Raw genomic sequence first — 13,164 nt, 5'->3', positions numbered from 1 at the left:
ACCCCTAGGCGATTGGCTCAATTGGTAGAGCATCGGTCTCCAAAACCGAGGGTTGTAGGTTCGAGTCCTACATCGCCTGCCATCTTCTTATCACATCTTTGTTATACCCCACCATCTCCGAAGTGAGTTCTTTATGAGCAATAATCAAGATAACCTCGAGACTAAGTTATCTGATGCCAAGGCAGTTGCTGGTGGAATGCTGTCCAAAGATAAGCATATTTCAGCGGGTAATCAAACGACTGCTGTTGAGATTGCTAAGACGGGTTCAGTAAAAGATGTGATTTTGTGGTTACTAGCCGCAGTTGTTTTAATTGGTGCAACGTTAGTTAATCAATATCTGCCCGGCTATTGGCAACCTGCTAATGACCTTTGGGTACGTATTGGTATTATCGTTGCGCTTTTTGTATTTGCACTGTTATGTCTTGCAATGACGAATCAGGGCCGTGCATTTAAAACTTTATTGAAAGACGCTGCTGTAGAACTACGCCGCGTTACTTGGCCTGGCAAAGACGAAACTTTCCAATATACATGGCAAACGATTGTCATGATTGCGGTTGTTGGTTTATTAGTTTGGCTATTAGATAACTTTTTTAATTGGTTCGTTGGCATATTTATTGGTTAATGGCGCGTATTAGCGACTGTTTAGCCAAGATTTATGGATAACGACTTACTTATAATGATCAGGAGCGTGATATGCGTTGGTATATTGTCCAAGCATTTTCAGGATATGAAAAGCAAGTACAGCGTTCATTAACTGATCGTATTAATCGTAGTGAATTCGCTGAATTTTTCGGCGATGTATTGGTACCTACTGAAGAAGTCGTCGAAATGAAAGACGGCAAAAAACGTAAAAGCGAGCGTAAGTTCTTTCCGGGTTATGTATTGATCCAGATGGATATGAACGACAATACTTGGCACATCGTTAAAGATTGCCCACGTATTATGGGCTTCGTTGGCGGTACGCCAGAGACGCCTGCGCCGATTACGGAAGTAGAAGCTGATCGTATTCTAAACCGTTTGAATCAGACTGAAACTGACCCGCGTCCTAAGACTCTATTTGAGCCGGGCGAAGAGTTGTTAGTTATCGATGGTCCATTCACTGACTTTAAAGGGTTGGTTGAAAAAGTGGATTACGAAAAGTCTAAATTACATTTAACCGTAAACGTATTTAATCGACCGACTCAGGTTGAGCTTGAGTTTAGTAAAGTTGAGAAGCTAGATTAAATCAGCAAAAGAGTTCATCAACCGGGGAGCTGTTAGTCAATAAGGTTTATACCACATTGATTTGGCGCTATTACCCATTTAGGAGAGTATCATGGCTAAGAAGATTGATGGTTACATCAAACTGCAAGTGCCTGCAGGCAAAGCAAATCCTTCACCACCGATTGGTCCAGCATTGGGTCAAAAAGGCGTGAACATTATGGCGTTCTGTAAAGAATTTAACGCTGCGACCTCAAACCAAGAGCCGGGTTTACCGATTCCTACTGAGATCACTGTATATAGCGATAAGTCTTTTACCTTCATCATGAAGTCACCACCAGCTGCTTACCTTTTGCGTAAGGCTGCTGGTATTGCTAAAGGTTCTGGTACACCTAATACCGCTAAAGTCGGTAAAGTTGACCGTGCTCAGTTAGAAGATATCGTTAAGACTAAAGATGCAGATTTAACTGCTGCTGATCTTGATGCTGCTGTTCGTACCATCGCTGGTACTGCACGTTCAATGGGTATTACCGTGGAGGGTGTGTAAATGAGTAAACTTACTAAGCGTCAAAAAGAAATCAATAGCCGTATTGAGCACGAAAAACAATACACGATTGAAGAAGCGGTTCAAATCCTAAACGATTTGCCAGCTCTTAAATTTAAAGAGTCTATTGATATCGCTGTAAACTTGGGCGTTGACCCACGTAAATCTGATCAAGTTGTACGTGGCGCAACTAACCTACCTGCGGGTACTGGTAAAACCAAACGCGTTGCTGTATTTGCTCAAGGTGCTGCTGCTGAAGCCGCCAAAGAAGCTGGTGCTGACATCGTTGGTTTTGAAGACCTAGCAGAATCAATCAAAGCCGGTAACATGGACTTTGACGTGGTTATCGCTGCTCCTGATGCAATGCGTGTTGTTGGTCAATTAGGTACTATCTTAGGCCCACGTGGTCTAATGCCTAACCCTAAAGTCGGTACGGTTACGCCTAACGTTGCTGAAGCCGTTCTTAACGCTAAAGCTGGTCAAGCACAGTATCGTGTAGACAAAGCAGGTATTATTCACACGACTATCGGTCAAGTTGGTTTTACTGCTGAGCAAGTAATCCAGAATGCTGAAGCACTCATTTCAGATTTGAGACGTGCTAAGCCTGCTACTTCTAAAGGTACTTTCATTAAGAAAATTACCTTGTCTAGCACCATGGGTCCTGGTCTAAGTATCGATCCAGTTCCATACCGCACAGCGAAATAATTAAGTATGATCTGTTATTCAACGATTTTGAATAATGGGACAAAATATTTTAAAGAATTAGGTCAGCGTAGCAAACGCTATGCTGTCTAAGACCGTAGGTAGACAGCGGTTTGGTAAAATGGATTATGACTCTTGTAGATCAAAATTCATTACATTGAGCTGCTGTTGTTAATCGATGACAGATGAAAATCTTAATTGTCCTACGCAGACGGTGGCCCACCCAGTTGTTGATAAGAGCCGATAGGGCAACCTATCACTTGATGTCATTCTGATAACGGTGCCGTAATCAGTCGTTATGAGCACATTTGTTTTTAATAAATATACTCGTAACGTGTCGTATCAAGTCAATCTTAGTTTGTGATTTAGATTACAGGATGATTGATTAGATTAAAGGAGTCAACTTATGGCATTAACGCTAGAGCAAAAACAACAAGTTGTGGCTGAAGTGTCTGAAGTTGCTGCTAATGCTTACTCAGCAGTAGCTGCCGAATATCATGGTATTGGTGTTGCAAAGCTTACTAAGCTACGCGAACAAGCCCGTGAAAAAGGCGTCGTTTTAAAAGTGGTAAAAAATACCCTAGCAAAACGTGCGTTTGAAGGCACTAAATTTGAGAGCATGTCAGACCGTATGACTGGTCCATTACTTTTGGCTTTCTCTATGGAAGATTTGGGATCTGCCGCTCGAGTCATTTTTGACTTCAGCAAAGATCACAAAGCTTTAGAGACCAAATTGGTATCAGTTGGTGGTGTTGTTTATGGTCCAGAAGAGCTAGAGCGCGTATCGAAGCTACCAACTCGCGACGAAGCAATCTCTATCTTGATGGCTACTATGAATGCACCAGTGACCAAGCTTGTCCAGACTATGAACGCAGTTCCTGGCAAGTTCGTTCGCACTGTTGCAGCAATCAAAGACGCAAAAGAAGCTGCTTAATTGCTTGTTTTAACGTAACTTTGACATCGCCGATTGCACTTTATTGCCAACAATATTTGAAAATTTGGCAAGCAATCCAAGCGATTTTAAAATCAATTAATTTTTATCAGATAACGGAGAGTTCTCATGGCACTATCTAAAGATGACGTGTTAAACGCAATCGCTGAAATGTCAGTAATGGATATCGTTGAATTAATCAGCGCTATGGAAGAAAAATTCGGCGTAACAGCTGCTGTTGCTGCTGCACCTGCTGCTGCTGGCCCTGCTGCTGCTGCTGCTGAAGAAAAAGACGAGTTTGACGTAGTTCTTGCCAGCTTTGGCGAGAAGAAAGTTGGCGTAATTAAAGCCGTACGTGAAGCTACTGGTCTTGGCCTGAAAGAAGCGAAAGATTTGGTTGAAAGCGCTCCAGCTCCAATCAAAGAAGGCGTTAACAAAGCTGAAGCTGAAGAGTTGAAAAAGAAACTTGAAGAAGCTGGTGCAACTGTTGAACTAAAATAGTTTAACGGCAGTACGAAAAAAAGCTGGTAATGCCTTGCATTATCAGCTTTTTTTTACTATAATTCGTAGCTTGACCTTTTGTGTCTGCCAACAGTCGTAAGCAACAACACGGTGGATACCCATCAAAAGGACAGACGATATACATGCAAGCACACTTAGTAGTTATTGAAATCAGATAATGTGGCTAAACGTCAATAGATGTTTGGCATTTTTTTGTGTCTGCACGTTTTCTATTAACATTATCACTTATATTGACTCTGAATATTATTATTTATAAGCATTATAATTGTCCTATTTATTACTAATTAAAAACTATTGAATAAGCTTTCTAGCGTGATTTTACTGTCAGTATATAGGCTCGTAGACGGTATACATCAGCGACGATATTGATTTTGGCAGTAGCCAGTTTGGATGTTAAATCGTTTATACACAATGTTAGTCGCATTTATATTTAGATAAAGCAACTGTCACTTAAGCTTTAAAAGTGACATATTGGCAACACTTTAAGATTGAAGTTTTCGCTCTGAGCAGTCATATAGGCTGACTTAAATGACGATAGCAAGATCGTATTTAGAGTGCAAAGCAAGCACTGATTGTTAAGATAGTAATTGATACAACGCCCTAAAAAGATTAACTATGCTTTAAAAAGAACACCTGTTTTATATTATCGTTTACGTCGCTTAGTTTGCATAGTATTTATGCACGCCAGCCGCGATTTTAATTTGTTTCCACGTTTACTGTAAGGACTCTCGATGGCATATTCTTATACTGAAAAAAAGCGTATTCGCAAAAGTTTTGCTGAATTGCCTACTGTGATGGACATTCCCTATTTGTTGTCTATCCAAGTAGATTCTTATGAGCAATTTTTGCAAGAGCATAAAAAGCCAAAAGCTCGTGAGAATACTGGCTTGCAAGCTGCATACTCTTCTATTTTCCCAATTGAGAGTCACTCTGGTAACGCAGAGCTACAATTCGTTGAATACTATTTAGGTACGCCTGAATTTGATGAGCGTGAGTGTATCTTACGTGGTTCGACATTTGCTGCGCCTATGCGTGTCAAAATTCGCTTAATCATCAAAGACAAAGACAGCAAAGATAAAGACAGCAAAGCGGCTATTAAAGATATCCGTGAGCAAAGCGTCTATATGGGCGAGATGCCACTTATGACTGCTAACGGTACCTTTATTATTAACGGTACTGAGCGTGTAATCGTATCTCAGCTACATCGTTCACCTGGTGTGTTCTTTGACCATGATAAAGGTAAGTCGCACTCAAGTGGTAAGGTGCTTTATAACGCGCGTATCATTCCTTACCGTGGTTCATGGTTAGATTTTGAGTTCGATGCTAAAGACTTGGTTTTTGCTCGTATTGACCGTCGTCGTAAGTTATTGGCGTCTATTATTTTACGCGCTTTAGGCTTAAGCACTTCTGAGATCTTAGATTTATTCTTTGATAAAGTGCGAGTTTATAAAGGCGAAGAGCAGTTCGAGATTGATCTAGTTGCTGATCGCTTACGTGGCGAGATGGCACAGTTCGACATCGTGACTCCTGCAGGTGACGTGGTGGTTGAGCAGGGCAAACGTATTAATGCTCGCCGTATCCGTCAGCTTGAAGAAGCCGGTATGACGAAAATCTCGATTCCTGATGAATACTTATATGAGCGCATTTTAGCCGAAGACATCATCGTTAATGATGAAGTTATTGCTCGTGCTAACACGCTGATTGACCATGAATTATTGGTTAAATTAAGTGCGTTTGAAGCCAGTGAATCTATCAAAGAATTTAGTATTCTGTTTACCAACGATATCGACCAAGGTAGTTATATTGCTGATACGCTACGCGCTGATAGTACGTCAAGCCGTGAAGAAGCTTTGATTGAAATTTATAAAGTCATGCGCCCAGGTGAGCCACCAACGGTTGAAACTGCTGAGAAACTTTTTGACAGCATGTTCTTTAACGCGGATCGTTATGACTTATCGAATGTCGGTCGTATGAAGTTTAACCGTCGTTTAGGTCTTGATTTTGTAGATACCGATGACGCTGATATCCAGCGTGAACGTAGCGTATTGACCAATGCCGATATCGTTAACGTTCTAAAAGAGCTTATCGAGATTCGTAATGGTCGCGGTGAAGTCGATGATATTGACCATTTAGGTAACCGTCGCATTCGTTCAGTAGGCGAGATGGCAGAAAACCAATTCCGTGTTGGTCTAGTACGTGTTGAACGTGCCGTCAAAGAGCGTTTAAGCTCAGCAGAATCTGATAACTTATCGCCACAAGATTTGATTAACTCAAAACCTGTTGCTGCTGCGGTCAAAGAATTCTTTGGCTCAAGCCAGTTATCGCAGTTTATGGATCAGAATAATCCATTGTCTGAAGTCACGCATAAACGCCGTGTGTCTGCATTAGGACCCGGTGGTCTGACCCGTGAGCGTGCAGGCTTTGAAGTACGTGACGTACATGATACCCATTATGGTCGCGTATGTCCGATTGAGACTCCTGAAGGTCCAAACATTGGTTTGATTAACTCATTAGCAACTTTTGCTAAAACCAACAGCTTTGGCTTTTTGGAAACACCTTATCGCCGTGTAGTAGATGGTAAAGTAACGGACGTTATTGAATATCTGTCAGCGATTGAAGAAGTCGGTACGGTCATTGCACAGGCTGATTCACCAGTAACTGCCGATGGCGCGTTATCTGATGAAATGGTTAGTGTCCGTAGCTATGGTGAATTCGTCCGTATGCCGCCAGAAAAAGTGACGCATATGGATGTGTCGCCAAGTCAGGTTGTATCGGTAGCCGCTGGTCTGATTCCATTCCTAGAGCATGATGATGCTAACCGTGCCTTGATGGGCTCAAACATGCAGCGTCAGGCAGTCCCTACGCTACGTGCTGATAAGCCATTAGTAGGTACCGGTATGGAGCGTCACGTTGCTCGTGACTCTGGCGTTTGTGTTATTGCTAAGCGCGGCGGTGTGATCGAAGACGTTGATGCCTCACGTGTTGTGGTTCGTGTAAATGAAGATGAGATGATTGCTGGTGAAGCCGGTATTGATATCTATAACTTAGTTAAATATACGCGTTCTAACCAAAACACTTGTATCAACCAACGTATTATCGTTAACCAAGGCGATGCTATTGCTGTAGGTGATATCTTGGCCGATGGTCCTTCAACGGATCTTGGTGAGTTGGCATTGGGTCAGAACATCCGCATCGCATTTATGCCGTGGAATGGTTATAACTTCGAAGATTCAATCTTACTGTCTGAAAAAGTAGTTAAAGAAGATCGTTTCACTACTATTCATATCCAAGAATTGACTTGTGTGGCACGTGATACCAAGCTTGGAACCGAAGAGATTACTGCGGATATTCCAAACGTTGGCGAAGCAGCTCTATCAAGTCTCGATGAAGCTGGTATCGTTTATATCGGTGCTGAAGTTGATGCTGGTGATATCTTAGTTGGTAAAGTGACGCCAAAAGGTGAAACGCAACTAACGCCAGAAGAGAAACTCCTGCGGGCTATCTTTGGTGAAAAAGCGGCTGATGTTAAAGACACGTCGCTACGTGTACCAACATCAAGCAAAGGCACGGTTATTGACGTTCAAGTCTTTACTCGTGACGGCGTTGAAAAAGATGCACGTGCAAGAGCAATTGAAAAATCACAGCTTGATAGCTATCGTAAAGATTTAAAAGAAGAGCTACGTATCTTTGAAGAAGCGGCCCGTGGTCGTATTGGTAACTTATTAGATGGTCAAAAAGTCAGTGGTGGTTCTGGTCTAAAAGCCGGTACAGTGATGGCATTGGCTGATATGAAAGATATGAGCCTTGAGACTTTGCTTGATATTCAGCCTGTTGAAGAAGAAATCTCTGAGCGTCTAACGCAAATCGCTGAGTATTTGGTTGATAAGCAAAAAGACATCGATGTGAAGTTTGCTGAGAAAAAACGCAAACTAACCGCTGGTGATGACTTACAACATGGCGTACAAAAAATCGTTAAGGTATATCTAGCGGTTAAGCGTCGTATTCAGCCAGGTGATAAAATGGCTGGTCGTCATGGTAACAAAGGTGTTGTCTCGCGCATTATGCCAGTCGAAGATATGCCTTATGATGAAAATGGTAATACCGTCGACATCGTCTTGAACCCGCTTGGTGTACCATCTCGTATGAACATCGGTCAGGTCCTAGAAACGCATTTGGGTATGGCGGCAAAAGGCTTGGGCGAGAAGATCGATGGTATGCTTAAATCGCAAGCAGCGATCAAAGACTTACGTGACTTCTTAGACAAAATCTATAACCAAGTCGGCGGTGAGCAAGTTGATCTTGATAGCTTGAGTGATGATGACATCATGGCGCTAGCAGACAACTTGCGTGCTGGTGTTCCAATGGGCACAGCAGTGTTTGACGGCGCAAGAGAAAGCCAAGTTAAAGATCTGTTAGAGCTTGCTGGTATGGATCGCGATGGTCAACAGACGTTGTATGATGGTCGTACTGGTCAGAAGTTTGACCGTAAAGTAACGGTCGGTTATATGTATATGCTTAAACTTAACCATTTGGTCGATGACAAAATGCATGCGCGTTCAACAGGTTCTTACTCACTAGTGACGCAGCAGCCACTCGGCGGTAAAGCTCAGTTTGGTGGTCAGCGCTTCGGTGAGATGGAAGTCTGGGCACTAGAGGCTTACGGCGCGACATATACGCTACAAGAGATGCTGACTGTGAAGTCGGATGACGTTGAAGGCCGTACGCGTATGTACAAAAACATCGTCGATGGTGAGCAATATATGGATCCAGGTATGCCTGAATCGTTTAACGTATTGACCAAAGAAATCAAATCACTGGGTATCAATATTGAGTTAAAACAAAGCAACTAAATCCGTTGTTTAACTTAGTTGTCAACTAAAGGCAGTATGCTCATTGCTGCTGCTTTTAGTAATTTGTCTCAACCCTATTCATTGCCTTCATTCATCGTGGCCGCGCTCATAATACGCTGTCAGATGATTATAAAGATAACGGAGAAGCAACTTGAAAGATTTACTCGATATCATGCAAAGCCCTACCAGCAATGGTAACCATGAGTTTGATAGCATCCAAATTACCTTGGCATCGCCTGACGTTATTAAGTCATGGTCGCATGGTGAAGTAAAAAAACCTGAAACCATTAACTATCGTACGTTCAAACCTGAACGTGATGGTCTTTTTTGTGCCAAAATTTTTGGTCCAGTAAAAGATTTTGAATGTTTATGTGGTAAATATAAGCGTCGTAAGTTCCAAGGCGTTATCTGTGAAAAATGTGGCGTTGAAGTCACGACCGCTAAAGTTCGTCGTGACCGCATGGGTCATATCGATTTAGCGAGCCCTGTTGCGCATATTTGGTTCTTAAAATCATTGCCAAGCCGTATCGGTCTATTGCTAGATATGACACTCCGTGATATCGAACGCGTTTTGTATTTTGAAAGCTACATCGTGACTGAGCCAGGTCTGACCTCTTTAGAGAAGTATCAGCTGCTTGATGACGAAGATTATTATAAAGCCCTTGAAGAATTTGGCGATGAATTCACTGCCAAAATGGGTGCTGAAGCGGTTCAAGACCTTTTAAAAGATATCGACTTAGATTTAGAGATTGATGAGCTGCGTGAAGCGATTCCGCAAACGGGTTCTGAAACCAAGCTTAAAAAGATGTCTAAGCGTCTTAAATTATTAGAAGCATTCCGTGATTCTAATAACAAGCCTGAGTGGATGGTAATGAATATCTTGCCAGTACTACCACCAGATTTGCGTCCGCTAGTACCACTAGAAGGCGGTCGTTTTGCAACATCAGATTTGAACGATTTATATCGCCGCGTTATTAACCGTAATAACCGTTTAAAGCGCCTGCTTGAGTTAAGTGCTCCTGATATCATCGTACGTAACGAAAAACGTATGTTGCAAGAATCAGTAGATGCCTTGCTTGATAACGGTCGCCGCGGTCGAGCTATTACTGGTAGTAATAAGCGTCCATTGAAATCTTTGGCCGATATGATCAAAGGTAAGCAAGGTCGTTTCCGTCAAAACTTACTAGGTAAACGTGTTGATTATTCTGGTCGTTCGGTGATCGTTGTTGGTCCAACCCTACGTCTACATCAGTGTGGTCTACCAAAGAAAATGGCACTTGAATTGTTCAAGCCATTTACTTACAACAAACTATTGTCTCATGGTTTGGCGACGACGATTAAAGCTGCCAAAAAGATGGTAGAGCGTGAAGAGCCACAAGTTTGGGATATGCTGGCCATGGTTATCCGTGAGCATCCAGTACTTCTTAACCGTGCACCAACGCTTCACCGTTTGGGTCTACAAGCGTTCGAACCAGTACTAATTGAAGGTAAAGCGATTCAGCTCCATCCTCTAGTTTGTACCGCATTCAACGCCGATTTTGATGGTGACCAAATGGCCGTTCACGTGCCATTGACACTAGAAGCTCAGCTTGAATCTCGTGCGCTGATGATGTCGACCAACAACATCTTGTCTCCTGCGAACGGTGAGCCAATCATCGTACCATCACAGGATGTTGTATTGGGATTGTATTACATCAGCCGCTCGTCAGTAAATGCCAAAGGCGAGGGCATGATTTTTGCTACCGTTAATGAAGCATTGCGTGCGATTGGTTCAAACGATTTACATGTTAACGCCAAGATTAAAGTTCGTGTCACTGAAACGCATATTGATGATGATGGCAATCGTACTAAAGAGACGAGTATCAAAGATACCGTTGCTGGTCGCTTGTTAATCTGGAACATCATGCCTGTTGGTATGTCGTTTGACGAATGTAATGAAGAGATGACTAAGAAGAATATCTCTAAACTGATCAACTCTTGCTACCGTAAAGTGGGCGTAAAAGAAAGTGTTATGTTTGCTGACCAATTGATGTATCTTGGTTTTGCACAAGCGACACTATCTGGTGTGTCTATCGGTATCGATGACATGGTTATTCCACCACTGAAAAAGCAAATCATCGAAGTCGCTGAAGCTGAAGTGCGTGAAATTGAAGACCAATTTGAGCAAGGCTTTGTAACGGCTGGTGAGCGTTATAATAAAGTGGTCGATATTTGGTCACGTACCAATGACAAAGTCGCTAAAGCGATGATGGACAACTTAGCGACTGATAAAATTATCAACGCTAAAGGTGAAGAAGAAGAGCAGAAGTCATTTAACTCTATCTTTATCATGTCAGATTCTGGTGCTCGTGGTAGTGCCGCCCAGATTCGTCAGCTTGCTGGTATGCGTGGTTTGATGGCTAAGCCAGATGGCTCAATCATTGAAACACCAATTAAAGCGAATTTCCGTGAAGGTTTGACCGTACTTCAGTACTTTATCTCAACGCATGGTGCGCGTAAAGGTCTTGCGGATACGGCATTGAAAACAGCTAACTCAGGTTACTTGACGCGTCGTTTGGTTGATGTAGCCCAAGATTTGGTTATTACCAGTGATGACTGTGGTACTGAGCAAGGTTTGCTCATGAAGCCACATATCCAAGGTGGTGAAATCATTGAGAAGTTGGGCGAGCTAGTACTAGGTCGTGTAACGGCACGTGATGTCACTTATAACGATAATGCTGAAAAAATCTTGATTCCAGCGGGTACGTTGATCGATGAGCATTGGGTTAAAGTACTAGATAACAATGCAATCGATGATATTTGGGTACGTTCAGTGATTACTTGTAATATCGAACATGGCGTTTGTTCACAGTGCTATGGTCGTGACCTTGCTCGTGGTCATAAAGTGAATATCGGCGAGTCTGTTGGTGTTATGGCGGCGCAGTCTATCGGTGAGCCTGGTACTCAGTTGACCATGCGTACTTTCCACGTTGGTGGAGCGGCAAGTTCTGCTTCTGTGGACAACAGCATTTCAGTTCGTAGTGCTGGTCAAGCGCATTTTGAAAACATGAAGACTGTACAGCATACTGATGGTCATTTGGTTATCGTATCGCGTTCAGCTGAAATCGCCTTGACTGATGAGCTTGGTCGTGAGCGTGAGCGCTATAAAGTACCTTATGGTTCAAGCGTTCTTGTAAAAAATGAAGACCAAGTTGAAGGCGGTCAAACCATCGCTAAGTGGGATCCGCACACGCATCCTATTATTACAGAATTCGCGGGTACCGCACGTTTCAGTGAAATCACTGATGGCTTAACGGCTACCGTAAAAGTTGATGACGCGACTGGTATGAGCTCGTTTGAGATTCTAGCAACTCGAGATCGTTCAAGCTCAGCAAAAGACTTACGTCCGGCGATTATCTTGAACACAGACGAAGGTAAAGAAGTCGTTTACTTCTTACCTGCTGAAACCATCATTCGCGTCAGCGACGGTGAGAAAGTTGCAGCCGGTTCGATTCTAGGTCGTGTACCACAAGCGTCTTCAGGTACCAAAGATATTACCGGTGGTCTGCCACGTGTAGCTGATTTATTCGAAGCACGTCGTCCAAAAGATCACGCTATCATGGCTGAAATGACGGGTGTTGTTAGCTTTGGTAAAGAAACCAAAGGTAAAAATCGCTTCATTATTACTAATGAAGATGGCGAGATTCATGAAGAGCTGATCCCGAAATGGCGTCAGATTAACGTCTTCGAAAACGAGACGGTAGCTCGTGGTGAGGTTATTGCTGATGGTCCACAGAATCCGCATGATATCTTACGTCTGAAAGGACAAACCGCGCTTGCTGACTATATCGTTAACGAAGTACAGGATGTTTATCGTCTGCAGGGCGTAAAAATCAATGACAAGCACATCGAAGTTATTATTCGTCAGATGTTGCGTAAAGTTGAGATTACCGATGGCGGCGATTCAAACCACTTTAAAGGTGATCAAGTAGAATATGCTGATATCAAAGCATTGAATGCCAAGCTAGAAGCGGAAGACAAATTTCCAGTTCAGTTTGAACGTCAATTACTTGGTATTACCAAAGCAAGTTTGGCAACCGAAAGCTTTATCTCAGCCGCATCGTTCCAGGAAACGACTCGTGTCCTAACGGCTGCTGCGGTCACTGGTAAAGTGGATGAGTTACGTGGTCTGAAAGAAAACGTAGTCGTTGGTCGCTTGATTCCAGCTGGTACTGGTCTTGCTTATCATAAAGCTCGTAAAGAAAAAGCAGAGCAAAAACTGCAAGATAAAGACTTAAATGCGGCGTTTGATATGTCAGCAACGACTGATGCGACAGACTTTGCAAGCTTCGATGAAGCCTTTGCTCAAGAGTTGAATCAAGGTAATCATTAAATTAGATAGCGTCTAGTTATTTGAATAAATAAAAAAGCTAGCC

Annotated in this window: 8 protein-coding genes and 1 tRNA gene; all 9 read left to right on the top strand. The window is 42.7% G+C overall.

Annotated elements, in window-relative coordinates; translation table 11 throughout:
- The first annotated feature begins 6 nt into the window (after window positions 1-6).
- The 9 genes from M0221_RS10990 (at window position 7) to rpoC (ending at window position 13,121) form a co-directional block, all read left to right on the top strand.
- Window positions 7-82: transfer RNA gene (locus tag M0221_RS10990), tRNA-Trp, on the top strand.
- Window positions 83-133: 51 nt separating this feature from the next.
- The gene (secE, locus tag M0221_RS10985; RefSeq protein ID WP_020444319.1) at window positions 134-622 is read left to right on the top strand and encodes a preprotein translocase subunit SecE; all 489 of its coding nucleotides are present in this window, start codon (window positions 134-136) and stop codon (window positions 620-622) included.
- Window positions 623-693: 71 nt separating this feature from the next.
- The gene (gene nusG / locus M0221_RS10980; RefSeq protein WP_011514494.1) at window positions 694-1,224 is read left to right on the top strand and encodes a transcription termination/antitermination protein NusG; all 531 of its coding nucleotides are present in this window, start codon (window positions 694-696) and stop codon (window positions 1,222-1,224) included.
- A gap of 91 nt (window positions 1,225-1,315) precedes the next feature.
- Window positions 1,316-1,747, top strand: a complete 432-nt coding sequence (rplK, locus tag M0221_RS10975; protein ID WP_010201717.1) for a 50S ribosomal protein L11 — start codon at window positions 1,316-1,318, stop codon at window positions 1,745-1,747.
- Window positions 1,748-2,449 carry a 50S ribosomal protein L1 gene (rplA, locus tag M0221_RS10970; RefSeq protein ID WP_011514493.1) on the top strand — a complete coding sequence of 234 codons (702 nt, stop codon included), beginning with the start codon at window positions 1,748-1,750 and terminating at the stop codon, window positions 2,447-2,449. It abuts the gene before it with no gap.
- A gap of 403 nt (window positions 2,450-2,852) precedes the next feature.
- Window positions 2,853-3,380, top strand: coding sequence for a 50S ribosomal protein L10 (gene rplJ / locus M0221_RS10965; protein WP_011514492.1), 528 nt, complete (start codon window positions 2,853-2,855; stop codon window positions 3,378-3,380).
- A 126-nt stretch (window positions 3,381-3,506) separates the two neighbouring features.
- The gene (gene rplL, locus M0221_RS10960; RefSeq protein ID WP_011514491.1) at window positions 3,507-3,878 is read left to right on the top strand and encodes a 50S ribosomal protein L7/L12; all 372 of its coding nucleotides are present in this window, start codon (window positions 3,507-3,509) and stop codon (window positions 3,876-3,878) included.
- A 752-nt stretch (window positions 3,879-4,630) separates the two neighbouring features.
- Window positions 4,631-8,749: a DNA-directed RNA polymerase subunit beta gene (gene rpoB / locus M0221_RS10955; RefSeq protein WP_011514490.1), complete on the top strand. Its 4,119-nt coding sequence runs from the start codon at window positions 4,631-4,633 to the stop codon at window positions 8,747-8,749.
- A 151-nt stretch (window positions 8,750-8,900) separates the two neighbouring features.
- Window positions 8,901-13,121 (top strand): DNA-directed RNA polymerase subunit beta', encoded by a 4,221-nt coding sequence (gene rpoC, locus M0221_RS10950; RefSeq protein WP_041753252.1) that lies wholly within the window; start codon window positions 8,901-8,903, stop codon window positions 13,119-13,121.
- The last annotated feature ends 43 nt before the right edge of the window (window positions 13,122-13,164 follow it).

This window comes from Psychrobacter sp. ANT206 (assembly GCF_056880555.1).
This window is presented reverse-complemented; position numbering and strand designations above follow the sequence as displayed.